The sequence below is a fragment of the Methylobacterium sp. Gmos3 genome (genome assembly GCF_056430985.1).
In genome coordinates this window covers 206,418-232,687 of record NZ_JBWJYL010000006.1, presented here as the reverse complement: position 1 = coordinate 232,687, position 26,270 = coordinate 206,418, and the positions used below count along the sequence as shown (strand labels likewise).

Here is a 26,270-nt window from a genome sequence, read left to right as displayed (position 1 = left end):
CCTCGCGACGGCCCGGCTCACGCCGATTTCCGCTCCTGCGCCGCCTGCCCACGCGCATCCGTGTCGAGGGCGTCGGCGGCGATCCAGCCGGACATCATCACCATCGGCATGCCGGGGCCGGGATGGGCCGCGCCCCCCGCGAGGTAGAGGCCGCGCACCTGCCGCGAGCGGTTGCCCGGCTTGAACGCGCCCATCACCTTGCCGTGCGAGGCCAGCCCGTAGATCGCGCCGTTCAGCACCTTGTAGCGCTCGTGGATGTCCTGGGGCGTCAGGTGGCGCTCCACCACGATCCGGTCCTCGAGATCGGTGAGGCCGGCGGTGCGCTTCAGCTTGTCGAGGATGGTGCGGCGGTAGTTCTGGAACAGCGGTCCGTCCGGGCGCCAATCGTGGTGCGGGCGCAGGTACGGCGTGTGGACGAGGACGTAGAGCGCTTCGCCGCCCTCCGGCGCCACGGACGGATCGGTGGAGGAGGGGGCCGCGAGGTAAGCGGTCGGGTCCGGGGCGGGCTCGCCCTTGCGGTAGATGTACTCGAACTCCTCCTCGGGATCGCGGGAGAAGACGAAATCGTGGTGGGCGAGGTGCTCGTAGCGCTCCTTCAGCCCGAGATAGAGCACCACGCCGGAGCAGGCCGGCTCGGGGTTCTTCTTCGCGTAAGACTTGCCCGGCTCGCCGCCGATCAGCTCCTTGTAGGTCCGCACCGAATCCATGTTGGAGATCACGGCGTCGAAGGGCGTAGAGCCCTCGGCGGTGCGCACACCGCGCACGGCCCCGCCCGTGGTGTCGATCCCCGTCACCTCGATGCCGGGCTTCAGCGTCGCGCCGAGCTCTTCGGCGAGCTTGGCGAGGCCTTCCGCCACGGCACGGGTGCCGCCCATCGGGTACCAGACCCCCTCGGAGGTCTGCATGTGGGCGATGGCGCAGAGCACCGCCGGCGCGCCGTAGGGCGAGGAGCCGACATATTGCACGAAGTGGTCGAGCATCTGCGCCAGCCGCGCGTCCTTGACCTTGCCCCGGATGGTGGAGGCCACCGAGGCGTGCATCCGCAGCGAGAGCACGTCCCGCAGGGTGCCGGGGTTCATGTTCTCGCGGATGTTGATCGTGTCGAACAGGTCTTCGACCGGCTTCCAGAAGAAGAATTTTTCCGAGACGCCGTGCAGGTGCTCGGAGATGTCGATGAACTTCTTGTAGCCCTCCCCGGTGCCGGGGGCGAACCGGTCCATGGCGGTGGCCATGGTGGGCACGTCCTGCATCAGGTCGATGCGGGTGCCGTCCTCGAAGAAGCAGCGCCATTGCGGGTCGAGCCGGCGCAGGTCCATGTAATCGTGCACCGAACGCCCGGCCTCGGCGAAGATTCGCTCCAGCACCCGCGGCACGGTGAGGATGGTCGGCCCCATGTCGAAGCGGAAGCCGCCCTCGTGCAGGACGGCGGCCTTGCCGCCGAGCCAGCCGTTCTTGTCGTAGACGGTGACGCGATGGCCCCTGGCGGCGGCGACGCAGGCGGCGGCGAGGCCCCCGAGGCCTGAGCCGATCACCGCGACCCTCGAATCCTGGCTCATGAACTGGGCACGCTCCGCATGGGCGGGACGAATGGCCCGGCCCTCCCTGGGAAGCTAGACCTGACACGGCGGGGGTCAACGTGCCCAGCCGTCGCGGCAAACGGCAATCGCCGTGTTTCGTCGTCCTGCGCATTCGTCCGGCGGGACGTCATCCTGCGGTGGCCGTCTTCGCCGTGGGGAAAGGCTTCTCGATCGAACCCGGCGCATCGATGCCGACGATTGCATAGAAACACGCAGCAAGAGTGGCAGTAATTATAATTCAAGCAGTAATTGTTCTCGTGCGATGATGTTGCAAAGACGAAGCGCTTCATTTTCGATTAGTATAATTGATTTATGGAAGGATCGATCATCGCAGGGCCGTTCTCATGCTTGCCAATGTGACAATCCGCGCCCGTCTGGTCGGCGCGCTCATGGCACTCTTGTTCCTGGTGGGCGGGCTCGGCGGGTTCAGCTATCTGCGGCTCCAGACGCTGAGCGCCGCCACGAACGATCTTGCCTCCCACTCGCTGCCGGCGACCCGCGTCCTCGGCAAGCTGGCGACGGATTTCGAAGCCCTGCGCAGCCGGCAATTGGCCTACCTCATCTCCGGCGAGGAGCGCCGCCCGCAATCCCTGGCACGGCTGAAGGGGAGCCTCGGCGATCTCGACAAGGACATCGAGGAATACGCGCCGCTCGTCAGCCCCGGCGAGGATGCGCTCTGGGCGGCGGTCAAGACGACGGTGCCCGCGTATGCCGGGATGACGAAGGGCTTCCTGCAACGCCTGCACGGCGGTGATTCCGCCGGCGCCCAGGAATACCTGCTCGATACGATGTTGCCGGCCCTCAACGCGGCGCGGGCGGCGATGAAGGCCGACATGGCCTTCAACGACGCGCTGGACAAGCAGAGCGCCGACAACGCCGCCGACCTCGGCGCGCGGGCGCAATCCGCCATCGCCATCGTCGTCGCCATCGCGGCGGCGATCACGCTGGCGGTGGCGTGGATGTCGGTGGCGACGATCTCCCTGCCGATTCGGCGCATGGCGGCGCGGATGGCGCGGCTCGCCGACGGGGACGCGACGGTCGAGATCCCCCATGCTGGCGAGCGCAGCGAGATCGGCGCGATGGCCTCGGCGGTGCAGGTGTTCAAGGACAACCTGATCCATTCGCGGGCGCTGGAGGAGGAGACCGCCCTGGCGCGCCTCGCCGCCGAGGAGCAGCGCAAGGTCGGGATGCGCCAGATGGCGGACGGGTTCGAGGCGGCGGTGGGCGGCATCATCGGCATGGTGTCCTCCTCCGCGACGGAGTTGCAGGCCACCGCCCGGACCATGACCGCCACGGCGACCGAGACGGCGAGCCGGTCGACCACGGTCGCGGCGGCGGCGGAGCAGGCGGGCTCGAACGTCAACACCGTGGCGGCGGCGGCCGAGGAGCTGGGCTCGTCGGTGCAGGAGATCGGGCGGCAGGTCGGCGGCTCGGCGGAACTCGCCCGCCTCGCCGTCGGCGAGGCCGACCGGACCGGCGCCCTGGTGCAGGAGCTGAGCGCGGCCGTCTCGCGCATCGGCGACGTGGTCGGGCTGATCTCGACCATCGCCGGCCAGACGAACCTGCTGGCGCTCAACGCGACCATCGAGGCGGCCCGCGCCGGTGCCGCCGGCAAGGGCTTCGCGGTGGTGGCCGCCGAAGTGAAGACCCTCGCCGAGCAGACCGCGAAGGCCACGAGCGAGATTTCGGGCCAGATCGCGCAGATCCAGTCCTCGACGACGCACGCGGTCACCTCGATCACCGGCATCACTGCGCGGATCCGGCAGATCGACGGCGTGGCGACCACCATCGCGGCGGCGGTGGAGGAGCAGGGCGCGGCGACGCAGGAGATCGTGCGCAACGTCTCGCAGGCGGCCTTGGGCACGGGCGAGGTCACGACCAACATCGCGGGCGTGGCGAATGCCGTCGAGGAGACCGGCGCGGCGGCGGGCCACGTGCTCGGCGCGGCCTCCGAACTCTCGCGCCATTCGGAGCATCTCGCGCAGGAGGTCGGGCGCTTCCTCGCCACCGTGCGGGCGGCGTAGGCGGCTCAGATCGTCCGGCGCGACACGCTCGCCAGCGCGACGCCAAGCCCGGCCAGCGCCACGGCGGCGAGCACCGCCAGGGCCGGCAGGGCGGTGGCGAAGCCCTCGCCGAGGGCGGATTGGTAGGCCTCGATCGCCCAGGCGTTCGGGGTCAGCCAGCCGGCCTGCTGCAGCCAGGGCGGCATGAGGAAGCGCGGCACCATCGAGCCGCCGATGGCCGAGAGGAGCAGCACGCCGAAGGTCGCGGCGAGGTGCGCCTGCTGCCGCGAGGCGGCGAGCGCGCAGGCGGCGAGGGCGAGGCCGGCGGCCATGGCCGAGACGAGCAGGCAGGCGGCGAGGAAGGCGGGCCAGTGCGGGCCGATCTCGACCCCGTAGAGCAGCCCCGCCGCGAGGAAGATGAGCCCGGCCTGGATCACGCCCTGGGCGGTCAGGAAGCCGAACTTGCCGAGCACCACCACCGGCAACCCGCCCGGCCCGGCCATCAGGCGGTCGCTGAGGCCGGATTCGCGCTCCTCCACCAGGGAGAGGGCGCCCTGCATCGCCGCGAACAGCAGGAACACGGCGGTGATCGCCCCGGCATAGTAGCTCACCCGCGCGTTGGCGGTGCCGGAGGCGGTGCTCACCCGCTCCACGAGGCTCGCGAAGGAGAAGGGCTCCTTCTTCGCCCGCTGCTCGGCGAAGGCGTCGTCGAGGAAGCGCCGCTCGTCGGGGCCGATCTTGCCGCTGCGCTCCACATCCGCGATCACCCGCGAGAGCACCACGTCGGGCAGCGCCTCGTTCAGCACCCGCTGCAACTGGCCGAGCGCGATGGGCGTCGCCAGCGCCTTGGCCGGGTTCTCGACCAGCACGATCGGCTGATCCGCCGGGGCCGGGGCATCGCCCGACGTTCCGGCGATCAGGTCGCCGCGCAGCACCAGCGCCACGTCGACCTCGCCCGCCCGCACCTCCCGCGCCACCGCCGCGAGGCTCTTCGCGTCGAGGCGGGTGACGCGCAGCGAGGGGTCGGCGGCGAGCGCGTCCATCAGCCGGTGGGTGGCCGGCGTGCCCGCGAGGTCCGCGAGGCCGAGATGGATGCGGATCCGGTCGCCGATGGCCCCGGAGAAGATCGCCGCGAAGATCGAGAAGATCACCGTCGGCAGCACGAAGGCCATGACGAGGGCCGCCCGGTCGCGGACCAGCGAGAGGAGCATCACCCGGAAGGCGGCGCCGATCATCGGGTCAGCCCGGCGGTGAGGGGTCGCGCGGCGGCGCTCGCCTCGCCCACGTCGCGGGGGCGCAGCGCTTCGAGATAGAGCGTTTCGAGGCGCGGCGAGCGCACGCGCACCTCGCTCACCGGCACGCCCTGGGCGCGCAGCGTCCCGAGGAGCGCCGCGCCGTCGAGCCCTGCCCGCTCCCCCGCCCGCCAGCGCAGGCCCGAGGCCCCGGCCGGCGCGAAGCCCGCCCGGCGCAGCACCGATTCGGCGGCGGCATCGGGGGGCGTCTCGAGGATCAGCTCCCGCTCCGGCGGGCCGGTGCGCAGGCGGGCGAGAAGATCGGCCAAGTGCCCCTCGCGGACGATCCGCCCCTGGGCAAGGAAGGCGACCCTGTCGGCCAAGCGCTCGGCTTCCGGAAAGTCGTGGGTGGCGATGAGGATCGCCGTGCCCTGTTCGCGCAGGCGCTGCAGCACGCCGTGGATCGCGGAGCGCGCCGCGAGATCGACGCCGTTGGTCGGCTCGTCGAGGAGCACGAGGGCGGGGCGCCCGATCAGCCCGGCGGCGATGTTGACCCGGCGCTGGTAGCCCCCCGACAGGGTCGCGACCACGCGGCCCGCCACGTCGGCGATGTCGGCCAGGGCCAGCACCCGCGCCACCGCCTCCCGCCGCTCCCGCCGGGGAATGCCGGAGAGCTGGGCGAAGACGGACAGGTTCTCGGCGACGGTCAGGCGCGGGTAGAGCGCGATCTCCTGTGGCACCCAGCCCACCGCCCGGCGGGCCTCGCCGGAGCGGTGCGGATCGGCCCCGCCGACGCGCACATTCCCCGAATCGGGGGCGAGGCGGCCCGCGACGAGGCGCATCAGCGAGGTCTTGCCCGCGCCGTTCGGGCCGAGCAGCGCCAGGGTCTCGCCGGCCCCGAGGGCGAGGTCGATCCCGTCGAGGACCTTCCGGCCGCGCAGGGCGAGGGAGACGCCGCCGAGGACCGCCAGCGGCCCCATCGGTCTCAGCGCCTCGGCAGGGCGCGGACGAGCCGCACGCGGAGGGAGACGCCCGGTTCGCGCAGGGTGAAGGCCGCCTCGCGGTAATCGGGCCGCCCCCTCCGCCCGGACTCGTTGGAGAAGCCGTAGGGCTCGAGCGGCAGGCCGAGGCCGGTTCGGTCGAGCTGGCCGTTGCCGTTGATGTCCTGGAAGGCCGCCACCGCGTAGGTGCCCGGCGCCACGTCGCGGAACAGGAAGCGAGCGCCGCCGGAGGCCCCGTCGGCCTTGTCGCCCCGGTCGCAGGCGGTGCCGGACAGCCCGCCCTGGCAAAGGGCGACGAGGATCGGCCCGGCGCCCGGTTCCGCCCCATCGACCTCCACCTGGATCGCCGCCGCCCGCGCCGTGCCCGCGAGGGCCAGGAGCAGGGCGGCGCCGCAGAGGTGGGCGAGGACGGGACGCGTCAAGACGCTTCGCCGGGCGCCGCCAGGGGCGCGGTCTCCGGGATGCCGGCATTCTCTGCGGCGCGGGCGCCGGCCAGTTCCTCGATGAGCAGCTTGGCCGAGATGCGCGCGCCCTCGTAGATCACCGGCAGGCCGGAGCCCGGATGCGTGCCGCCGCCGACGAGGTAGAGGCCCGGCCCGAAGCGGTTGTGCGGCCGGAACCACAGCATCTGCATCAGGTCGTGGGCGAGGTTGAAGGTCGCGCCCTCGTGGACGGCGAAATCGCTCTCCCACTGGGTCGGGTCGATCACCCGCTCGTAGCGGATGCGCTCCTCGATGTCGTGGAGGCCGAGCAGCTTCAGCCGCTCCAGCGCCAGGGCGCGGTAGGATTCGCGGATCGCCGGCCAGTCGATCCCGGCCTTCAGGTTCGGCACCGGCACCAGCACGTAGAGGGCGGTGTGGCCGGGGGGCGCCATGCCGCCATCGGTGTAGCCCGCGTGCTGGACGTAGAGGGAAGGCTGCATCGGCAGCGTCCCCTCGGTGATCTCGCGGATGTTCCGCTCGTAATGCTCGGCGAGCAGGATCGTGTGGTGCGACAGGCTCGGGGGCATTTTCCCCTCGAGGCCGAGATAGAGCATGAAGGTCGAGCAGGAGAGCCGCGCGTCGGCGATCTTGGCGTCGCGCCAGCGGGGGCGGCGCGGCTCCGGCACCAGCGCCTTCACCACCTTGGCGAAATCGCCGTTGATGACCACCGCATCCGAGCGGAAGGCCTCGCCGTCCACCACGACGCCGTTGGCGCGGTCCCCGTCGAAGGTCACGCGCTCGACATCGGCGTTCAGGCGCACGTCCACGCCCATCCGCCGGGCCAGCCCCGCCATCGCCTCCGAGATGGCGCCGCAGCCGCCCACCGGGTGGTACACCCCGTGCTCGTATTCGAGGAACGACAGGATGGTGAACAGGCTCGGGCAGCGGAACGGGCTCATCCCGAGGTATTTGGTCTGGAACGAGAAGGCGAGCCGCACCCGCGGGTCGGCGAAGTAGCGCTTCAGGTCCCTGTCGACGCTGCGGCCGGGATGGAGATGCGGCAGGGCGGCGAGCATGGCCGGGCTCGCCATGCTGAGGAAGCGGTGGAACGGCTGTTCTAGCACCGGCTTGAAATAGTCGAGCTTCTTGCGGTTCTCCGTGAAGAACTTCTTCACGTTCTTCGCGTCGTCCGGGGCGAGGCGGGCGATCTCCGCCTCCAGCCTGTCGAGGTCTCCGGTGGCGCGGATCTCGCCGGAAATGCTGCCATCGCCCTCGAACACGAGGTGGTATTGCGGATCGAGCCGCTCCAGCTTCACATGGTCTTCGAGCCGCTCGCCGCAGCTGTTGAAGATGTCGGCCAGGATCTGCGGATAGAGGAAGAAGGTTGGGCCGATGTCGAACTTGTAGCCGCCGGGCGCTTCGACCGTCTTGGTCCGGCCGCCGACCTGGCTGTCCTTCTCGAACAGCGTGACGTGGATCCCCGCCCGCGCGAGCAGAAGGGCGGTGGCCAGACCACCGGGGCCGGCGCCCACGACGGCGACCCGACGCCCCGAGAGCGCCCTCAACCCTTCCCGCGCCTGAAGCAACGCCACGAACTCCCGTTCAACCCCTGGTCTTGTAGGGCCAAGCTAAAGATAGCGCGTCGAACGGCAATTGCAGCCCATTGTCGCGCGTGCGATTGCGCATGGACTGTCCGTATCTCCCGCACAAGGTGAATCGGGATGATCATGGGAGGGCCGGATTCAGCCTTCCCTGTACCCGTGCGAGTGCGTGAAGGACGATCCCCGCCGCCGTGGCGACGTTCAGCGAATCGAAATCTGCTGCCATCGGGATGCGCAAACCCCGCGCCCGCCGGATCAGGCCCGTCTCCAATCCCGGCCCCTCGGTGCCCAGCAGCAGCAGCGCGCGGGCCGGCAGGGGGCGCTCGCCGAGATCCTCCCCCGCGCCGGGGCTGAGCGCCAGGGCTTCGAGGCCGAGCCTGTCGGCGAGCGCCAGCCAGTCGGTGCCCTCCACCAGCCGCGCGAAGGGCGTGACCAGGGCCGCCCCCGCCGAGACGCGGATCGCCTTGCGGTAGAGCGGATCGCAGGCCGTGGCATCGAGGAGCACCGCGTCCGCCCCGAAGGCGGCGGCGTTGCGGAAGGCGGCGCCGACATTGTCGTGGTTCGTCAGCCCGGCCAGCGCCAGCACCAGGGCGGGGGCCGGCCCAGGCGGTACGATCGCCTCCGGGGCGGCCTCCTCCCCGCGCAGGCCGATCGCCAGCACGCCCCGATGGATCGGGAAGCCCGTCACCGCGCTCATCACCGGCTTGTCCGCCACGTAGACCGGCGCCTCGCACCCGCCCAGCGCCGCCGCGAGGCCGGGCAGGCGCTCGGGGGCGAGGAGGAGCGATTCGGGGCGGAAGCGCGAGCGCGGGCCGAGCAGCAGCCGCAGCGTCACCTCGCCCTCCACCACGAACCGCCCGGCGCGGCCGACCAGATCGCGCTCGCGCATCCGAGTGTAGGGGTCGAGGCGCGGGTCGGCCGGGTCGTGGATCGGCTCAGGCGTCACGGAGCTCAGGCATCGCTCGGCGCGATGCGGCTCTTCTCCATCCGCGCGGCGAGCGGATCGGCCTCGGCGCGGTTGGGCACCTTCACCCAGGCCTCGCCGTCGAGCACGGGCTCGCCGGAGACGGCGCAGAGGCAGGCGAGCCGGGCGCGGCGGCGCTCGGGGATCAGCTCGGCCACCGTCACCGTCACGTCCACGGTGTCGCCGATGCGCACGGGGGCGCGGAAGTTCAGGGTCTGCGAAATGTAGACCGCCCCCGGCCCCGGCAGGCGGGTGCCGAGCACGGCGGAGATCAGCCCGGCGGTGTAGAGGCCGTGGGCGATGCGCGTGCCGAAGGGCGTGCGCGCGGCGAAGTGCTCGGAGAGGTGGATCGGGTTGCGGTCGCCGGTGATCTCGGCGAAGCCCACCACATCGGACGAGGCGATGGTCTTCGTCAGGGTCTCGGACAGACCGACTTCCAGATCCTCGAAATACAGGACGCGCAGTTCCGGCAGCATGGCTCGACGGGACCTCCGGTTGCGGCCGCTCGTGCATGTCGGCCTGAGTCTCTAGGGGGTCGCACAGGCGCGGCGACGAATCCACCCGGACCAAGGCGCAACTTTCTTGACCCGCCTGCAGACTTTTCTGACGGGCGGCGCCTCGACAGGCGGCCCGCGCCGGGACAAGAGGCGGGCCGCATCCCTCCCGCCCGGATACCGGATGAGCCCCGATCCCGCCGCCGCCCCGCCCGCCGCCCTGCGCCCGGTCGTGGCGCGCGTGGCCGCGCTGAACGGGGCCTGCTTCGTCGTGGAGATCGCGGTGGCGCTCTCCATCGCCTCCGTCTCCCTGGTGATGGACAGCCTCGACTTTCTGGAGGACGCGACGATCAACCTGCTGATCCTCGCCGGCCTCGGCTGGAGCGCCCGCAACCGGGCGCGGCTCGGCACCGGCCTCGCGTTCTTGCTCATCCTGCCGGCGCTGGCCGGGGCCTATGCCGCCTGGGACAAGTTCTCGGATTTCACGCCGCCCGCGCCGCTGCCGCTGATGCTCACCGGGCTCGGGGCCTTCGCGGTGAACCTCGCCTGCGCGACGATGCTCGCCCGGCACCGTTCGGGCTCCGGCAGCCTCACCCGCGCCGCCTACCTCTCGGCCCGCAACGACACGGTGGCCAACCTCGCCGTGGTCGCGGCGGGGCTGACGACGGTGTTCGTGCCCTCCCCCTGGCCGGACCTGATCGCGGCCGGGCTGATCGCGATCCTCAATGCCGATTCGGCCATCGACATCCTCCGCGCCGCCGCTGCCGAGCGGCGCGCCGCCGGCTGAGACCTCTCATGCGCATCTTCCCACTGTCCGACCTGCACCTCGAACGGCGCCGCCTCGACCTCATCGCGCCGCCCACGGGCGACTTCGATGTGCTCGCCTGCGCGGGGGATCTCTACGAGGGCCATCCCGAGCGGGGGCTCGCCGCGCTGCTGCACCTCGCGCAGGGGCGGCCCGTGGTTCTGGTGCCGGGCAACCACGAGCATTACGCGCCGACCGGCGACACCCGCACGGCGCCGGAACTGCTCGCCGCCCTGGTCGCGGAGGTCGAGCGGCTGAACGCCCTCGGCGCGGGGATCCATCTGCTCCGGGAAGGGCAAGCAGCGGTGATCGGCGGCGTGCGCTTCGTCGGCACGACACTGTGGAGCGATTGGCGCCTCGCCGGCCGCTGGCTCGCGCCCGATGCGCCGGACCGGCCGGCGGACCCGGCGGCCTATGCGGCGATGCGAATGACCGATCCGGTGACGGGCTCGCGGGAATATCTCGGCTCGATCCGCCGGGCGGACGGCCATCCCTGGCAGCCGGCCGATGCGATGGCGGCCCATCTCGCGGAGCGCGAGGCCCTGCTCGCCGCGCTGGCCGCGCCGCATGAGGGCAGGACGGTGGTCGTCACCCACCACCCGGCGAGCCCGCTGGCCGCCGACCGGTTTCGCGATGCCCCCGGCGTGCCCTGGTGGGTGCCGGCCTTCTACGCGACGACTTTGCTCGATGATTTAGCCGACGAAACAAGACCCGATCTGTGGGTCTCGGGCCATTTCCATGCCGGCCATGACATGCGGATCGGCCGCTGCCGCTGGGTCGCGAATCCGGTCGAGGGGGCGACCTATCGGGCGGATCTCACGGTGGAGGTGTGAGGCTCGCGCGATGGCGGTGAGAGTCCGGGTGGGGCGCGAGCTGTCCGGCCCGCCTCCTCAGAACCGGAATGCCGGCCCCGCCCCGGTGAGGATCGCGGAGGTGGTGGGGGCGATCTCCCGTGTCAGGCGTTCGCGCAGATGGGCCTGCCTCGCCCGCACCATGCCGGGAATCAGGAACAGGTCGATGACGAGCCAGATCAGCCCGACGATCAGGACGTTCAGCACCAGCTGAAGAATCGCGCTGCCGATTCGCCCGAGGTAGAACCGATGGGCGGACACGAACCCGAGGAAGAACCACAGCAGGTAGGCCGCCACGACGCTCGGGCCTTCGTTGGTGACCCGCTGCTCGATCAGGATCTTCTGTTCGACCGTCGCACTCATCGCCGACACCCCTGTAGGAACGGCCGGGCCTGAATCCTGGCCCGGCCGCCGATCATAGCCTTAGCGGTGAACCAGCACGTTGCGGAACTGCCAGGGATCGCTCGTGTCGATATCCTCCGGGAATAGGCCCGGACGGTCGGTGAGCGGGGTCCAGTCGGTGTACACGCCGACGACCGGTCCGAGATACGGCGTCTGCACCTCGAGGCAGCGGCGGAAGTCGATTTCGTCGGCCTCCACAATGCCGGCCTCGGGGTTCTCGATCGCCCAGACCATGCCGGCGAGCACGGCGCTCGTCACCTGAAGGCCGGTGGCGTTCTGGTAGGGGGCGATCCGGCGGGTCTCCTCGATGGAGAGCTGCGAGCCGTACCAATAGGCGTTCTTGGCGTGGCCGTAGACCAGCACGCCGAGCTCATCGATGCCGTCGACGATCTCGGTCTCGTCGAGGATGTGGTGCTTCTCCTGCACCGTGCCGGCATTGCCCCACATCTCGTGCAGCGACAGAACCGCGTCGTCGGCCGGGTGGTAGGCGTAGTGGCAGGTCGGGCGGAACACCGCCTTCTCGCCCTCGCGGACGGTATAGTAGTCGGCTATCGAGATCGCCTCGTTGTGGGTCACGAGGAAGCCGAACTGCGCGCCGGCGGTGGGCACCCAGGTGCGCACGCGGGTGTCGGCGCCGGGCTGGAGCAGGTAGATGGCGCAGCGCGAGCCCTTCTCCTGCTCGCGGGCGTTCTCCGGCATCCAGGTCTCGTTGGTGCCCCAGCCGAGCTCGGCCGGCTGGTTGCCCTCGGAGACGAAGCCCTCGACCGACCAGGTGTTGACGAAGACGCCGCGCGGCTTCGGGTTCTTGGCCCGCTGCGTGTCGCGCTCGGCGATGTGCACGCCCTTCACGCCGAGCTTGTGCATCAGCGCGGCCCACTCCTCCCGGCTCTTCGGCTCCGGATCGGTGACGCCGGTGTCCTTGGCGATGTTGAGCAGCGCCTGCTTCACGAACCACGAGACCATGCCCGGGTTGGCGCCGCAGCACGACACGGCGGTCGGCCCGCCCGGCTTCTGCGCGCGGGCGTCGAGGATGTCCTGGCGGAGCGCGTAGTTGGTGCGGTCGCCCTGGCTGCGGGTCTTGTCGAAGTAGAAGCCCGGCCACGGCTCGGCGACGGTATCGACGTAGAGGGCGCCGAGTTCCCGGCACAGCTCCATGATGGCGCGGGAGGAGGTGTCCACCGACAGGTTCACGCAGAAGCCCTGGCCGCCGCCCTCGGTGAGGAGCGGGGTGAGGACGTCGCGGTAGTTCTCGGGGGTGAGCGCGACGGTCTCGAAGCGCAGGCCATGCTTTTCGGCCAGCGCCTTGTGGGTGTCGACCGGGTCGATCACCGTGAAGCGGGCCTTGTCGTACTCGAAGTGGCGCTCGATCAGCGGGAGCGTCCCGCGCCCGATCGACCCGAAGCCGATCATCACGATGGGGCCGCTGATGCGGCCGTGGATCGGCCAGCGCGTGGGCGCGTCGGTCATGCTGCAATCCTCGTCTGGTGCGCGGCGCGAGGGCCGCGGCTTCGCACGGGCGGCGGTAGGCCGCGCAGGTGACAGTTCAGCGACGGTCCGGCCACCGGGGCCGACATCGCGGTCATCCCGCTCCATGGCGCCTCGCCCCGGCAGGGTCAACAGCCCTCGCGCGCGGGCAAACCTTGACCGATGGTTAAGGCCCAGTGCCGGTCGACATGTGTCGCACGCATGCCTCGGCGGCTTTTGGGGCCATGGAACGTCAAATACGGGAGGCTCATATTGCAATGCAGCAGACGGGAAAAGCCGTCGCGGAAACGTCCGAGCCTTTCGACATGGAGTCGTCAATGCTCGCCCTCATCGCCTCTCGCGTCCCGTCCCCCGCCGAGGAATCCGCCATCCGCGATCCCGGCTTCCTGACCCTCGCCTTCATGCTGGTGCGCGCCGTCCGCCGCGAGTCATCGGCTGCCCTGAACCGCCATTGCGATCTCATCGCCCGCAGCGGCGGCCCGATTCCCCTCTGAGCGCGCCGATTGCGTCAGCCCCGGCGAGGCGTTAGGCGCCTTCGCGTCCGATCCGCGTTCCGGGGGAACCGTTTTCATGCCGCCGATCCGTCTGTTCGCCCGCCCTGCGGCGCTGATCCTCGCGGCGTTGCTCAGCGCCACGGGGGCCGGGGCGCAGGATGCCGACCCGGCGGCTGCCGGCCCGGCGCCCGAATCGGGTGCGGTGCAGAAGGCGAAACCGAGGCCCAAGCCGGCGCCGAAGCCCGCCGCCAAGGCGTCCCCCGCCCCAGCGCCGACTCCCGCCGCCGCGCCGGTGGCGGCTTGGCCCACGGGGGCGACGAGCGTCAGCGAGAGCTACGGCGACTGGACGGTCTCGTGCGTGCGGCCCGAAGCCAAGGTCAACTGCATCGTGGTGCAGTCCCAGGGTGATTCGAAGACCGGCCGGCGCCAGTTCGGTTTCGAGCTCAGCGTGCCGAAGGACGGCAGGTCCGATGGCGTAATCCTGATGCCCTTCGGCATGGCGATCGAGCCCGGCGTGACGTTCAAGCTCGACGAGCAGGCGCTCGGCAAGGGCGCGCCCTATTCCGCCTGCACGGGCGACGGCTGCCTCGTGCCGATCAGCTTCCCGACGCTGGCGACGGACGGGATGCGCAACGCCAAGACCCTCACCATTACCGCCCAGAAATCCGGCAACAACGAGCCCGCCACCATCGTGGTGCCGCTGGTCGGCTTCCCGCAGGCCTTCGACCGGGCGGTCGCGCTCAGCGGTTAAGCCGCTATTAGCCCTGCTGGTGCAAGGTCGGTCCCATGGCGTCGAGGCGTGGCGGCTTTCGCCCCCGCGCCGGGATCGGATCACTAGCAGGCGATGGCAGCGTTGCGCGGGCGAAACCGGACAGGACGCGGCCTTCGCGCCCGATCCGTTCCGCTCGTGGGCGCACTCCTCGTGCCCACGCTGTTCCTGGCCGCCGGGCTCGATCCGGCCCTCGCCGCCCGGCTCGTGTCGGCCAAGGGCTCCGAGACCGATGGCTATGGCCGCCTCGTCCTCACCTTCGACAAGCCCGTCACCGTCAAGGCGGCCGTTTCGGGCGGCGTCCTGATTCTCGGCTACGGCGAGCGTGCCACGGCGGGGCCGGAGCGGCTGTCCGAGGAGCTGGCGGGCTACGTCGCCGCCGTCCGCCGCGATCCCGACGGGACCGGCCTGCGCCTCGCCCTGCAGAAGCCAGTGCGGACCAACGTTCAACTCGCGGGCGAGCGCGTCTTCGTGGATCTCCTGCCGGAGAGCTGGAAGGGCCTGCCGCCGCCCCTGCCGCAGGAGGTGGTGGCCGATCTCGCCCGCCGGGCGCGGGCGGCCGAGGAGGCGCTGCAGGCCCGCGCGCCGGTACCGCTGCCGAAGGCGCTGGCCCTCGACCTCGCCCACCTGCCGACGCTGACGCGCTTCTCCTTGCGCCTTCCCGACGAGATTTCCGCCACGTTGACGGAGGAGGGGGCCGCCACGCGCCTGCGCGTTGCCGGCCGCTTCACGATCGATGCCGGGGCCGTGCGCGGTCGCCCGAGGCCGGGGGTCGCGATCCTCGCCACCGATGCCGACGAGGGCTCGGCGAGCGTCATCATCACACCCGCCGAGGGCTACTTCATCCGTGGCGAGCGCGAGGACGGGCTCTACACGATCGACGTGGTTCGCAAGGTGGTCGTACCGCCCAAGAGCACCGAAGTCGTGGTGCCGGACGCCCCCGCGCCCAAGGACACGCCAGCCCCGAAAGCGGCCGCGGCCAGTCCCGCGCCGGGGGCGGCCCCGAAACCCGCTCCCGCGCCCGCCGCCGAGGCGGTGCCGACGAAGCGCGCCGGGTCCGGCCTCGTCTTCCCGTTCGCCCGCCTGCCGGCGGCGGCTCTGTTCGAGCGCGGCGGCGTCGCCTTCCTCGCCTTCGAGACGGCCGATCCCGTGGTCGTCCCGCCCCAGGGCGCCACGGGGCTGCGGGCGCTCGGCGAGCCCGTGCGCTTCGGCCCCCTCACCGTCCTGCGCTTCGCGATCCCGCCGGGAAAACTCCTCGACCTGGGGGCCGTGGTCGCTCCGAGCGGTCCCGCCTGGGAACTCTCGGCGGGCGAGGGCCTCGCCCCCAGCGCGAGCCTGGACCCCGTCCGCCGCCCGAGCCAATCCGGGCAGGTGGCGGTCGCCGTGCCGCTTCCGCGCGCCGGGGCGGCCGGCTGGCTCGACCTCGACGGCGAGCGGATCGCGGTGGTGCCCTCCTCGGCGCTGGAGGCGGTCGGGAACCCCAAGAACCGCCGCTTCGTGGATTTCGAGATCCTGCCGAGCCGCCATGGCCTCGCGGTTCTGGCGGCGGCGGACGATCTCGCCGTGCGCCCGGATCTCGACGGCGTGCTGATCGCCCGCGAGGGCGGGCTTGCCGCCTCAAGCGCTCCGAAGAAGCCGGAAACCGTGCTCGACCAGCCCGGCGCCCTCATCATCGACCGGGGCTATTGGGACAAGATCCGTCTCGGCAACGTGCGCGAGACGCTGCGCGATCTCTTCGCGGCGGCGGCGATGGGACCCGCCATCGAGCGCGGCCCGGCGCGCATGGCGCTCGCCCGCGCCTCCTTCGCCAACGGCTTCGACACGGAGGCCCTGGCCGCCCTGGAGGCGGCGGCGGCCGACGACCCCCTCGTGGCCGACATGCGGGATACGGCGGTGCTGCGCGGGATGCTGCTGCAGCATATCGGCCGGCACGCGGACGCGCTGAAGGCGCTCTCCGTGCCGCTCGTGGCCGCCGACCCCGAGGCCGCGCTGTGGCGCGCCATGGCCTCCGCGGGTTTGGGCGATTGGACCGGCGCCGAAACGGGTTTCCAGAAGGTGCTGTCGCTCGCCGAGCGCTACCCCCCCGAGATCGCGGACGAGATCCGCGCCACGGCGGCCGAGGCGGCGATCGAGACCGGCGATGCCGAGACCGCCGCCGCCCGTGCCGGCGATGCGCGGGATTTGCATCCGCTGGTGCGCGACAGGCTCGCCCTCGTGCGGGCGCGGGCGGCCGAGGCGACGGGGCAGGATGCCGCCGCCATCGAGTCCTATGCCAAGCTCGCCGACAAGGCCGAGCGCCCGGTGGCCGCCGCCGCGAGCCTGCGCGGGACGCTGCTCGCCCGCGCCACGGGCAAGATCGACATACCCACGGCCATCGAGCGGCTGGAACGCCAAGCGCTCCTCTGGCACGGCGGCCCCGTCGAGGAGGCGATCAATGCCGGCCTCGCCCGGCTCTATCTCGCGGACGGGCGCTGGCGCGCGGCCTTCGCCGCCGTCCGCCGGGCCAACATGCTCGCCCCGAACTCGACGCTGACGCGCTCCCTCACCGCGGAGGCGCAGGGGGCGTTCGAGGATCTCTACCTCGCCGGCAAGGGCGATTCGCTCTCGGGCATCGCGGCGGTGGCCCTGTATTTCGACTTCAAGGAACTCGCCCCGATCGGCCGGCGCGGCGATGCGGTGGTGCGCCGCCTCGCGGACCGGCTGGTCGGGCTCGATCTTCTCGATTCGGCCGCCGACCTGCTGCAATACCAGGTCGACAACCGGCTCACCGGCCCGGCGCGCTCGGCCGTGGCGGCGAAGCTCGCCACCGTCCTGCTCATGGACGGCAAGCCGATGCGGGCGCTCACCGCGCTCGAATCCACCGACATGCCGGAACTGCCCCGCGACCTGCGCCGGGCACGGTCCCTCGTGCGGGCGCGGGCGCTCTCGGACCTCACCCGCACCGATCTCGCCCTGGAAGCCGTCGAGGACGATGTCGGGCCGGATGTGGCCCGGCTGCGCGCCGACATCCTGTGGAGCGCTCGGCGCTGGCGCGAGGCCGGCGAGGCCCATGAGGCGCTGCTCGGCGATGCGTGGCGCGCAGCCGCCCCCCTCGACGAGGCCGCGCGCGCGGACTGCATCCGCGCCGCCATCGCCTACGATCTCGCGGGCGAGCGGCTCGGCCTCGAACGGCTGAAGGCGAAATTCTCAGGGCCGATGGCGCTGGGGCCGGATGCGCGCACCTTCGCGCTCCTCACCAGCGACGGGGCGACCCGCACCCAGGGCTTCCGCAGCATCGCCGCGCGGGCGACCAAGGCCGAGACCATGTCGGCCTTCCTCGCGGAATACCGCAAGCGCTACCCCGAGGCCGCCGTGCCGGATCGCGGCACCGCCAAGGCCGAGGGCAGCCAGAGCCGCGCCGACAGCCCGGCCGCTTCGCCGCCGGGGTGAGGCCGGAGGCCTCACTTGATGATGCGGGCGACCTTCAGCGCCTGGGTGAACATCTGGTCCAGGGCGTTGTTGATGTCGGCCGGCGAATTGGCCGTGTAGAAATAGCCCGTGGAGGCGCAGGCCTGGAGGGGCGTCGCCAGCGTCGGGCTGAAGCCGTTGACCCGGTTGTTCTCCCAGGCGATGCCGCCGCTGTTGTTGACGAAGTTGATCTGATTGTACGGAATGTACAGGATCGAGATCGTCGCTCCGGCATTCTTCAGCGCCGTGCACGTGTTCGGGTCGATCTGCGCCGGCTGTGAGCCGTCCCACCAGGCTGCATTGTAGCCCGAGAAGTTCGACGGGTTGCCGGGGTAGGTATATTTGCCGTTCCACGTGAAGAAGTGCTGGCCGTTCTGCATGCCGTCGGTGACGAGGAACACGAACGGCCTCGGCTTGGAGGCGGCCGATCCGTCGCCGTAGACTGCGACGGTCGATTTCATCTGCGGCATCGCCACCTCGAAATGGGTACCGCCCGACCCCGTCCCGGTGCTCGGATCGTTGCCGGTGTAGAGCTGCGTCGTCCCGGTATCGAGGAGGTTGGTGAAGGCCAGCGGCCACGCGAGGCCGCATTGCGCCGCCGTGGAGAGGGCCGCGATGTTGCTCGTCAGGCCCGCCAGGGTGCCGAGCTGGTTGATGAACGGGTAGATGCCGACCCGGTACTGGTTCGGCACCAGGGGCACCGCCGCCCGTTTGACCAGGTTGCAGACCGCATTGTTCACCGCATCCGAGCGCAGCGGGATCTTGCCCGCCGCCAAGTTCCAGCCGTTGTAGCCGGGGAAGTGGCAGGCGAACTGGCAGCCCTGCTGGTAGTCCGACCACATGTCCGTGTTCTGGGAGGCGAGCTTGGCCATGGCCGTCGTCGAGGAGGGCAGGCCCATCGAGCCCGAGACATCGACCATCAGGTAGAAATCGAGGTAGCTCGGCAGGTCCGCCGAGGCCTGGACGGTGTTGGACATGGACGTCGTCGGCGTCTTGAACAGCTTGCCGAAGTTGTTCTGCATCGTGGCCGTATATTGGATCGTCGAATTGATCGTCTGGCCGTCGCGTTCCACGGTGTTGGCCGTCACGCTCACGGTGGTGTAGGGCACCTTGCCGGCATTGACCGCGAACGAGTTGATGGCCTGCTGCTTCCCCGCCGCGATGGCGTTCTGGGTGACGTTGGGGTCGGTGGGGTTGGCCGCGATGAAGGCCTTGGCAGTCACGACGCCGGCGAGCGCGGCCGCGTCGGCGGCGGCGTTGAGCTTGGCCTTGGTGGTGATGGCCATGCCGTAATCCACCCCCAGGCCCATCAGGCCCAGGACCGGGATCAGGCTCAGCCCGAAGATGATGCTGATGTTGCCCTCGCGGGCGCGGGGCAGCGTGGCGCCCCGGCCGGCGAGCCGGCTCACGCGGGTCAGTAGCCTGGACATTTGGTGGCGATGCCGTCGCTGTTGTCGGTGTTGTAGTTGATCAGGCTCGCGTAGCGGGGCTGCACGTAGGCGCTGCGGGCGATCTTGATCGCGGGAAAGAACTTGGAGCCGAGTGTCGGCGTGAAGTTGAACACCACGTCGATGACGACGAGCGAGGCCGGGCCGAAGACCGAGCGCGGCAGGGCGGTGCGGCTCGGCGCGGCCGTGTTGTCGGCCGGCAGCTGCGCCGTCGTGCAGGGCCGGTAACTCGTGCCGTAGGGCTGGGCCGTGCCGGTGCTCGTCCAGACGACGTTCGCCGTGTAGCAGGCGCTCTGGTCGGTCGGGTCGTTGCAGGTGGCCGTGGTCTTGGTGAAGGCGATGCTGGCGTAGTTGATCGAGATGTCGGACCACCACGCGAGGTTCTGCCGCTTGGCGTCGCTCAGCAGGTAGGGGAAGATCACCATCGTCGCGTCGAAGCTGAAATGCAGGTCGAGCGCGTTGACCGTCGCCGTCGTGGTGGAATTGTCCGGCGGCGGCTTGGCCTGGGAGATCATCTGGCTGATCGAGCGCGCCACCTGCCCGACCTTGCGGCTGGCGTTGATGTAGATCACCACCTGCGTGCCGGTGAGCAGCAGGGTGAGCAGGATCGGCAGGATCACCGCGAATTCGATGGCCGCGACGCCGCGCTCCGCCCCGAGGAAGCGGCCGAGCAGGCGGCTCCAGGCGGCCGGACGGACGCGCGCCGGGCGCATCAGAATTGCTCGTTGCGGAAGGCCGCCGTCGCGATGGCGAGGTAGGCAGGCTGTCCGTTGAAGGTCGCGCCGCCGCTCAGCATCGAGGCGAAGCCGGAGGGCAGGAAGGTGATCGGGTAGATCACCTGGAGGTATTGGTAATCGCCCTGGCCGCCGAGGTCGAACGTGCCGATCCCCGGCGTCAGCGCCGGGATCGACAGGCCGCTCGTGTCGGATTTCACGTAGCTGTAATAGCCGGCCGGCTGCGATGCCTCCGTGATCTTGTAGAGGTTCACGACCAAGTTGGCGCACTGGATGCCGGGCGGCAGCCGGGTGCACAGGCTCTGCGTGAACGTGCCGGCGGTGACGGCATTCGCCTGGGCCGTGCCGGTGAGGATGTCGCGGGCGGCGGCGCTCGTCGCGTAATCCACCGCCTGGGTGATATACAGGATTACGCCGACCAGCATGACGAACAGCGTCGTCATGATGAAGAGCGTGCCAACGAGGGCGAATTCAACAGCCGCCGCACCTCGCCGGTCGCCGATGAATTTTCGGAACGCGACCATGAGCGGATTTAAGCGCCGACAGCTTAAATCCGAGCTAATTTGATTGCAGAACCAGCCTAATCTTCTCGGTAGGGTTGCGCGAATCCAGCCAGCGGGCGGCGGTAACCCTTAATTTCCGTAACTTTGCACGAGCGAGCCGGCCACCAATCCCCACCCGTCCACAAGGACGAAGAAGATCAGCTTGAACGGCAGCGCGACCGTGGCGGGCGGCACCATCATCATGCCCACCGCCATGAGAACCGAGGCGACCACGAGGTCGATGATGAGGAAGGGGATGAACAGGAGGAAGCCGATCTCGAAGGCGCGCCGCAACTCGGAGATCATGAAGGCGGGAGTCACGATCTCGAGTCCGACATCCTCCGGACCCTTCGGCACCGGAGCCTTGGCGAGGTCGAGAAACAACTTGAGGTCCTTCTCGCGGACGTTCTTCAGCATGAAGCTCTTGAACGGCGCCGAGGCGCGCTCGAAGGCCTGCGCCTGGGTGATCCGCCCCGCCACCAGCGGCTCGATGCCGGCATTGTAGGCCTCGCGGCCCGTGGGGGCCATGACGAAGGCGGTGAGGAACAGGGCGAGGCTGATGATCACCGCCGTGGGCGGAGCGGTCTGGGTGCCGAGCGCCGAGCGCAGGATCGAGAGCACCACGACGATGCGGGTGAAGGCGGTGGCCATCACCAGCACCGAGGGCGCCACCGCCAGCACGGTGATGAGCGCCACGAGTTGCAGGGCGCGCTCGGTCGTGCCCCCCGCGCCAAGATCGACGGTGAGGCTCTGGGCCGAGGCCGGGCCGGCGAGGAGGATCAGCCCGGCGAGGGCGAGGAGGAGACGGGTCATCACGGCGTCGCGGCCGGATTGACACCGGTTCTCCGCGCCTCAAGGTTTTGCCACACCAGCAGGGCCGGGAGGCCCAGCACCACATCCGGCACCCGCTTGGCGAGGGAGAGGGCGAGCGCCGTCCCGCCATCGATCCCGAACAGGCCGCAGACCAGCACGAAGCCGCCCTCCTGCACGCCGAGCCCGCTCGGCACGAGGAAGCCGACCGCCTTGATCGCCTGCCCCAGCGCCTCGATCGCCACCACCTCCGTCAGGCCGAACGGATGGTCGCCGATGCAGGCGAGGACGATGGCGACCTCGGCGACGCCGAACAGCCAGGCCAGGGCATGCAGGCAAAGGGATTGGACGAGGCGTCCGCGCCGGCCCTTGCCCCACACCGCGTCGAGGGCGCCCTGCACCTGCGGGCGGGGCTCCGGCTGCGCCTCGGCCTCGCGCACGAAGCGGCGGCCGAGGGCGGCGATCCGTTCTTCCAGTACCCGCGCCAGCCCGGTGCGCTGAAGGGCGAAGAAGGCGGTGAGCAGCAGGGCCGCCACCCCGAGTGAGCGCAGGGTCCAATGGGCGAGTTCCACCGCCTCCGGGCTCTGGACCCGGCTGAGGAGGCCCGCGCCGAGGCCCGCGAACAGGGCGAGAGTGCCGACCTGGAACAGCATGTCCGCCAGCACGGAGGCCGCCGCCAGGGCGCCGGGCACCCCCCAGAAGGTGAGGAGCCGCGCGCCGAGCACGTCCCCGCCCACCGAGGCCACGGGCAGGAGCACGTTGATGCCCTCGCGCACGAAACGCAGCGTCAGGCAGGCGCCGGCCGGGGAGGGCACGAGCCCGTCGAGCAGCCGCGCCCAGGCGAGGCCGCAGATGAGGATCGCCGCCGCCCGCGCCAGCACGACGCCCGCGAGGCCGAGGAAGCCGATCTTCCCGAAGGCCGTCGCCACGGCGGCGAGGTCGTTCGTCGCCACGAGCCACGCGGCGAGGCCGAGCCCGACGAGCGTGCCGGCGAGCGGCAGCCGCCGCAGCACCGCGTGCCCGATGCAGGCCCGGTGCGACCGGTTCGAAGCGAAATCCAAGGGCGGGGCGTCCTCGCCGTGGCGTCTCAGGGGGAGCGGGGCGAGTCGTCCCCCGCGCCGCCAGTATCCGCACCAGCGGCTAGAGGGGCAATGGGGCCGAATTCGGGGAGCAGGACCGCGCGGGCGCCCTCGATGCCGTCCGCCGGATCGAGGAGCAGCACCCGCCCGCTCGCGAGGCTCGCCCCCGTCGCCACGGCCACCGCCCGCTTGGGGCAGGGGCCGAGGCAGCCGGATTCGATCACGCAGAGCTTGCGCCGCTTGGCCTTGCCCTCGGGAGCGGGGGCGAGGCCGGCATGGGCCTCCTTCAGGAGCTTGCGGATCGCCTTGGCCGGCAGGCCCTGCCGCTTGGCGCATTTGGCGCAGACCACGGCGAGGCCGCCGAACTTCGACTTCGCGCCACGCGGCTTGGGCTTCGCGCTGCGGCTCCCGGCGGGAAGTGTCGTCGCGCTGTGTCGTGCATCCGTCGTCATCGGGCGCGACCATCGCAGGAAGGGGAGGCCGGCGGTAGCGGTTGCGATGCGGCGCAGCAACGCGGCCCGGCGATGCCTTAAAAAGGGCCGAAAAGAGCGGGATCCCGAAGTGGCGCACGGCCGTCCTCGGCCGGCTTCCTTGTCGAGGGACCGGCGCAGATCAGGAACAGCGAGCGGATGAGCTTGGACGACGTCAAGGAGGACCAGCGCGAGGGCGAACTCGTCACGCTGGTCCAGCCGACGATGACCGAACTTCGCCGCGAGGCGGAGACCATCCGGCCCATCCCCGAGAAGCGCGGGGCGCTGGCGCGGCTGCGCTCGGCCTCGACGCGCCTGGACTGGCGCCGCCTGCCGGGCCTTGGCCCCTCGCGGGAGGAGGAGGTGCAGGCCAGCTACAGCGGCATGCTGATGCGCCGGGTCGGCCTGTTCGTGCTGCTCCCGACCATGGTGGTCGCCGTCTACATGTTTGCCTTCGCCTCGGATCAGTACACCGCCTCGGCCCAGTTCGCCGTGCGCGGCAACGTCGAGCCGATGGAGCACACCAGCGTCGGCCAGTTCACGTCGCTGATCCAGAAGCACAACAGCCAGGACGGCTACATCGTTCGCGACTACATCCAGAGCCAGGCCTTGGTCGAGGAGCTGGAGAAGAAGCTCCACATCTCGAAGATGTACTCTCGGCCGGAAGCGGATTTCTGGGCGCGGTTCAACCCGAACGAGCCGATCGAGGAGCTCACGAAATACTGGCGCAAGCAGACCAGCGCGGACATCGACGCCATCTCCGGCGTGATCCGCCTGAACGTGCGCGCCTTCACGCCCGAGGATGCCGTCACCATCGCCCGGGAGGTCGTGGCCCGCTCCGAGGTGCTGATCAACGAGATTTCGAAGCGCGCCCAGGCCGATATGGTTGCCCAGGCCAAGTCGGACGCCGCCGCCGCCGAGGAGCGCCTGCGCAAGGCGCATCTCGCCGTGATGAGCTTCCGCAACAAGTGGGGCCTGATCGATCCGGTGAAGACCGCCGAGGGCACGCTGGTGACGCTGAACCTCCTGCGCAAGGAGAAGTTCAAGCTCGACGGCGACCTTCAGGTCCTGCGTTCCTCGAACCTCGACGAGCGCTCGCGCTCGATCCAGACGCTCGCCGCACAGGTCGCCGCCCTCGATCAGCAGATGAAGGGCCTCCAGGACGAGATGACGAGCAGCGGGCCGTCGGAGGGTCAGCAGAACCTCACCGAGGCCCTGCTCGCCTACGAAGGCTTGGTGGTTGAGCGTACCATCGCCGAGAAGCTCGAGGAATCCGCCCACACGCTGTTCGACCGGGCGCGGATTTCCGCCTCGAAGCAGCAGATCTTCCTGGCGACCTTCGAGCAGCCGGTCCTGCCGACCGAATCGCTCTATCCCGAGCGGGTGCGGACTGTCCTCGTGATGCTGTTCTGCTTCACGGTGCTGTGGAGTTCGTTCACCCTGGTCAAGGCCGGCATCAAGGATCAGCGGAGCTGACCGGGCGGGAAGCGGATACCGTTTTCCCACCGGCTGATTTACAGCAGGCCGCGATGTCCGCCTCGTCCCCGTCCTCGCCACCCATGTCGGATTTCTCGGCCCTCGTCGCGAAGGCGATCGATCCCTCCATGTCGCGCGAGGCGCGCGAGACCGTCTATGGCCGGGTGCGCGAAGCGGTGCTGCGGCTTCAGGAGCGCGACGGGCTCGACCCGTCCGACCCCCGCGCCGCCTATCGCCGCCACCTCGTGGAAGAGACGATCCGCGACATCGAGAGCGACGTCGCGCGCTACGAATCCCTGCGCAAGCTGGACGAGGCCTTCGCCGCCCAGGCGAGGGAGCACAAGGCGCAATCCCTCGGGCGGCGATAGGGCGTCCTCAGCCGATCGCCGCGCTCGCCCGTGCCTGGCCGGGCTCGGCCACGTCGAGGCCCGAGGCCACGTATTCGTTGAGCTTGTTGCGCAGGGTACGGATCGAGATCCCGAGGATCTTGGCCGCATGGGTGCGGTTGCCGAGGCAATGGTCCAGGGTGTCGAGGATCAGGTCGCACTCGACCTGCGCCACGGTGCGCCCGACGAGACCCCGCGTCACCGCCTCGGCGGCCTGGGCCGCCCGGGCCGCAGGCCCGTCCGCCGTCAGGGTATCGCCCTCGGGCGTGAGAAGGGCCTCCGGGCCGATCTCCGGTCCCGAGGCCAGGAGCACCGCCCGGTGGAGCGTGTTCTCCAACTCGCGCACGTTGCCGCGCCACGGGTTCTTCAGCATCAGCGATTGCGCCTGCACCGAGAGCGGGCGCATCGGCAGGCCATTCGACTCGGCGTAGCGCCGGGCGAAATGCGCGGCGAGTTCGAGGATGTCGCCGGGGCGCTCGCGCAGCGGCGGCAGGCGCAGGGAGACGACGTTCAGCCGGTAGAGCAGATCCTCGCGGAACGTGCCCTTGCGGACCTCCTCCGCGAGGTTGCGGTTCGAGGTGGCGAGCACCCGGATATCGACCTTGACCGGGGCGGTGCCGCCGACCCGGTCGATCACCCGCTCCTGCAGCGCCCGCAGCAGCTTGGCCTGCAGCCGCACGTCCATCTCGGAGATCTCGTCGAGGAGCAGCGTGCCGCCATGGGCCTCCTCGAACCGGCCGATGCGCCGGGCGATGGCCCCGGTGAAGGCGCCCTTCTCGTGGCCGAACAACTCGGATTCGAGCAGGGCTTCGGGGATGGCGGCGCAGTTCACCGACACGAAGGGCTTGGCCGCCCGGTTCGACTTCGCGTGCAGGTAGCGGGCGAGCACCTCCTTGCCGGTGCCACTCTCGCCGGTGATCAGCACGGAGGCCTCCGCGCGGGCGACCTGCTCGGCGAGCCGCACCACCCGCTCCATCGCCGCATCGCGCCAGACGAACGGGCTGCGGTCGGCGGCCACCGCCTCCAGCACCGCCGCGATCATCTCGGGGTCGGGCGGCAGGGGGATGTATTCCCGCGCCCCCGCCCGGATCGCCGCCACCGCCGCGTCGGCATCCGCCGAGACGCCGCAGGCGACGACGGGCGTGCGGATGCGCTCGGCCTCCAGCGCGCCGATCAGCCCGGCGATGGGCTGGCCGACATCGACCATCACGAGGTCCGCGCCCTTGGCCCGCAGGACGGTGAGGCCCTGGGGCACGCCGTCGGCCTGCGTCACGGACGCGCCGCGCGACATCGCGATCTTCGAGGCGGTGATGAGCTCGCCGTTGAGCCGGCCGATCATCAGGAGCCGCATGGGCCTGTTCCTTCTACCAACGGTTCGAGGGGGTCATGCGGGGCGCCGCCCCGCACCCGCCGAAGGGCTCGGCCCTTCGGGATCCCCATTTCATTCGCCCTTGACGATCTCGGTCATCGTCACGCCGAGCCGGTCCTCGACGAGGACCACCTCGCCGCGGGCGACCAGGCGGTTGTTCACGTAGACGTCGATGGCTTCGCCGACCTTGCGGTCGAGTTCGAGCACCGTGCCGGGGCCGAGGCGCAGCAGGTCGCCGATGGGCATCCGCGCGGCGCCGAGCACCGCCGAGACCATCACCGGCACGTCGAACAATTGCTCGAGGTCGGCGGCGGTCTTCGGCGTGGTCGGCGCGTCGCGGATCGATTCCGGGGCGAATTCGCCGTCGGTGTCGCCGAGCTGGGGTAGGCTGAAATCGTCGGACATGCGT

The 26,270-nt window shown here is 70.7% G+C and carries 25 protein-coding genes; 8 read left to right on the top strand and 17 right to left on the bottom strand.

The window, feature by feature from the left end; genetic code table 11:
• Nucleotides 1-17: 17 nt before the first annotated feature.
• Nucleotides 18-1,556, bottom strand: coding sequence for a phytoene desaturase family protein (locus tag ACS5Q7_RS14230; RefSeq protein WP_478339948.1), 1,539 nt, complete (start codon nt 1,554-1,556; stop codon nt 18-20).
• A 365-nt stretch (nt 1,557-1,921) separates the two neighbouring features.
• Between ACS5Q7_RS14230 and ACS5Q7_RS14225 the strand changes: the two genes are divergently transcribed.
• The gene (locus ACS5Q7_RS14225) at nt 1,922-3,601 is read left to right on the top strand and encodes a methyl-accepting chemotaxis protein (protein WP_478339947.1); all 1,680 of its coding nucleotides are present in this window, start codon (nt 1,922-1,924) and stop codon (nt 3,599-3,601) included.
• 5 nt (nt 3,602-3,606) lie between these two features.
• On the opposite strand, the gene ACS5Q7_RS14220 is transcribed toward ACS5Q7_RS14225, so the two are convergent.
• The 6 genes from ACS5Q7_RS14220 to croR all read right to left on the bottom strand — a co-directional run bounded on the left by ACS5Q7_RS14220 (nt 3,607) and on the right by croR (nt 9,276).
• Nucleotides 3,607-4,815, bottom strand: coding sequence for an ABC transporter permease (locus ACS5Q7_RS14220; RefSeq protein ID WP_478339946.1), 1,209 nt, complete (start codon nt 4,813-4,815; stop codon nt 3,607-3,609).
• Nucleotides 4,812-5,792, bottom strand: a complete 981-nt coding sequence (locus ACS5Q7_RS14215; protein ID WP_478339945.1) for an ABC transporter ATP-binding protein — start codon at nt 5,790-5,792, stop codon at nt 4,812-4,814. Before ACS5Q7_RS14215 ends, ACS5Q7_RS14220 begins: the two co-directional genes overlap by 4 nt.
• A gap of 5 nt (nt 5,793-5,797) precedes the next feature.
• Entirely contained in the window at nt 5,798-6,235 is a 438-nt protein-coding gene (locus ACS5Q7_RS14210) for a DUF2141 domain-containing protein (RefSeq protein WP_478339944.1), read from the bottom strand.
• The gene (crtI, locus tag ACS5Q7_RS14205) at nt 6,232-7,821 is read right to left on the bottom strand and encodes a phytoene desaturase family protein (RefSeq protein WP_478340138.1); all 1,590 of its coding nucleotides are present in this window, start codon (nt 7,819-7,821) and stop codon (nt 6,232-6,234) included. Before crtI ends, ACS5Q7_RS14210 begins: the two co-directional genes overlap by 4 nt.
• A gap of 139 nt (nt 7,822-7,960) precedes the next feature.
• Nucleotides 7,961-8,725: a TrmH family RNA methyltransferase gene (locus ACS5Q7_RS14200; RefSeq protein ID WP_478340137.1), complete on the bottom strand. Its 765-nt coding sequence runs from the start codon at nt 8,723-8,725 to the stop codon at nt 7,961-7,963.
• A 62-nt stretch (nt 8,726-8,787) separates the two neighbouring features.
• The gene (croR, locus tag ACS5Q7_RS14195; protein WP_463847448.1) at nt 8,788-9,276 is read right to left on the bottom strand and encodes a 3-hydroxybutyryl-CoA dehydratase; all 489 of its coding nucleotides are present in this window, start codon (nt 9,274-9,276) and stop codon (nt 8,788-8,790) included.
• Nucleotides 9,277-9,478: 202 nt separating this feature from the next.
• On the opposite strand from croR, the gene ACS5Q7_RS14190 reads away from it, so the two are divergent.
• Together ACS5Q7_RS14190 and ACS5Q7_RS14185 are read left to right on the top strand one after the other, a co-directional pair.
• Nucleotides 9,479-10,081 carry a cation efflux transmembrane domain-containing protein gene (locus ACS5Q7_RS14190; protein ID WP_478339943.1) on the top strand — a complete coding sequence of 201 codons (603 nt, stop codon included), beginning with the start codon at nt 9,479-9,481 and terminating at the stop codon, nt 10,079-10,081.
• Between the two features lie 8 nt (nt 10,082-10,089).
• Nucleotides 10,090-10,932, top strand: coding sequence for a metallophosphoesterase (locus ACS5Q7_RS14185; RefSeq protein ID WP_478339942.1), 843 nt, complete (start codon nt 10,090-10,092; stop codon nt 10,930-10,932).
• Nucleotides 10,933-10,989: 57 nt separating this feature from the next.
• On the opposite strand, the gene ACS5Q7_RS14180 is transcribed toward ACS5Q7_RS14185, so the two are convergent.
• Nucleotides 10,990-11,313, bottom strand: a complete 324-nt coding sequence (locus ACS5Q7_RS14180; protein ID WP_478339941.1) for a TM2 domain-containing protein — start codon at nt 11,311-11,313, stop codon at nt 10,990-10,992.
• Between the two features lie 60 nt (nt 11,314-11,373).
• Complete coding sequence (locus ACS5Q7_RS14175) at nt 11,374-12,819, bottom strand: homospermidine synthase (protein WP_478339940.1); 1,446 nt, start codon at nt 12,817-12,819, stop codon at nt 11,374-11,376.
• Between the two features lie 335 nt (nt 12,820-13,154).
• On the opposite strand from ACS5Q7_RS14175, the gene ACS5Q7_RS14170 reads away from it, so the two are divergent.
• From ACS5Q7_RS14170 to ACS5Q7_RS14160, 3 genes are all read left to right on the top strand, one after another.
• On the top strand, nt 13,155-13,331 hold the full coding sequence (locus tag ACS5Q7_RS14170) for a hypothetical protein (protein WP_478339939.1): 177 nt from the start codon (nt 13,155-13,157) through the stop codon (nt 13,329-13,331).
• Between the two features lie 76 nt (nt 13,332-13,407).
• Nucleotides 13,408-14,082, top strand: coding sequence for an invasion associated locus B family protein (locus tag ACS5Q7_RS14165; RefSeq protein WP_478339938.1), 675 nt, complete (start codon nt 13,408-13,410; stop codon nt 14,080-14,082).
• Nucleotides 14,083-14,175: 93 nt separating this feature from the next.
• The gene (locus tag ACS5Q7_RS14160) at nt 14,176-17,529 is read left to right on the top strand and encodes a hypothetical protein (RefSeq protein WP_478339937.1); all 3,354 of its coding nucleotides are present in this window, start codon (nt 14,176-14,178) and stop codon (nt 17,527-17,529) included.
• Nucleotides 17,530-17,540: 11 nt separating this feature from the next.
• Here the strand turns inward: ACS5Q7_RS14160 and ACS5Q7_RS14155 are convergent, their stop codons facing one another.
• From ACS5Q7_RS14155 to ACS5Q7_RS14130, 6 genes are all read right to left on the bottom strand, one after another.
• On the bottom strand, nt 17,541-18,977 hold the full coding sequence (locus tag ACS5Q7_RS14155; protein WP_478339936.1) for a pilus assembly protein TadG-related protein: 1,437 nt from the start codon (nt 18,975-18,977) through the stop codon (nt 17,541-17,543).
• Nucleotides 18,962-19,708 carry a TadE/TadG family type IV pilus assembly protein gene (locus ACS5Q7_RS14150; protein ID WP_478339935.1) on the bottom strand — a complete coding sequence of 249 codons (747 nt, stop codon included), beginning with the start codon at nt 19,706-19,708 and terminating at the stop codon, nt 18,962-18,964. The genes ACS5Q7_RS14155 and ACS5Q7_RS14150 overlap by 16 nt, the downstream gene beginning before the upstream one ends.
• Nucleotides 19,708-20,253, bottom strand: coding sequence for a TadE/TadG family type IV pilus assembly protein (locus tag ACS5Q7_RS14145; protein ID WP_478339934.1), 546 nt, complete (start codon nt 20,251-20,253; stop codon nt 19,708-19,710). The genes ACS5Q7_RS14150 and ACS5Q7_RS14145 overlap by 1 nt, the downstream gene beginning before the upstream one ends.
• A gap of 108 nt (nt 20,254-20,361) precedes the next feature.
• Nucleotides 20,362-21,084 (bottom strand): flagellar type III secretion system pore protein FliP, encoded by a 723-nt coding sequence (fliP, locus tag ACS5Q7_RS14140; protein WP_478339933.1) that lies wholly within the window; start codon nt 21,082-21,084, stop codon nt 20,362-20,364.
• A complete protein-coding gene (locus ACS5Q7_RS14135; RefSeq protein ID WP_478339932.1) occupies nt 21,084-22,142 on the bottom strand; it encodes a lysylphosphatidylglycerol synthase domain-containing protein in 1,059 nt (352 codons plus the stop codon). The genes fliP and ACS5Q7_RS14135 overlap by 1 nt, the downstream gene beginning before the upstream one ends.
• Before the next feature lie 26 nt (nt 22,143-22,168).
• Nucleotides 22,169-22,612: a hypothetical protein gene (locus tag ACS5Q7_RS14130; RefSeq protein WP_478339931.1), complete on the bottom strand. Its 444-nt coding sequence runs from the start codon at nt 22,610-22,612 to the stop codon at nt 22,169-22,171.
• Between the two features lie 177 nt (nt 22,613-22,789).
• Here ACS5Q7_RS14130 and ACS5Q7_RS14125 point away from each other — a divergent pair, with 177 nt between their 5' ends.
• Nucleotides 22,790-24,106: a KpsE/RkpR family capsule polysaccharide export protein gene (locus tag ACS5Q7_RS14125; RefSeq protein WP_478339930.1), complete on the top strand. Its 1,317-nt coding sequence runs from the start codon at nt 22,790-22,792 to the stop codon at nt 24,104-24,106.
• An 83-nt stretch (nt 24,107-24,189) separates the two neighbouring features.
• Entirely contained in the window at nt 24,190-24,474 is a 285-nt protein-coding gene (locus tag ACS5Q7_RS14120) for a hypothetical protein (protein WP_478340136.1), read from the top strand.
• 7 nt (nt 24,475-24,481) lie between these two features.
• Here ACS5Q7_RS14120 and flbD read toward each other — a convergent pair whose 3' ends face one another.
• On the bottom strand, nt 24,482-25,843 hold the full coding sequence (gene flbD / locus ACS5Q7_RS14115) for a sigma-54-dependent transcriptional regulator FlbD (protein ID WP_478339929.1): 1,362 nt from the start codon (nt 25,841-25,843) through the stop codon (nt 24,482-24,484).
• A gap of 90 nt (nt 25,844-25,933) precedes the next feature.
• The gene (gene fliN, locus ACS5Q7_RS14110) at nt 25,934-26,266 is read right to left on the bottom strand and encodes a flagellar motor switch protein FliN (RefSeq protein ID WP_478339928.1); all 333 of its coding nucleotides are present in this window, start codon (nt 26,264-26,266) and stop codon (nt 25,934-25,936) included.
• Nucleotides 26,267-26,270 lie beyond the last annotated feature (4 nt).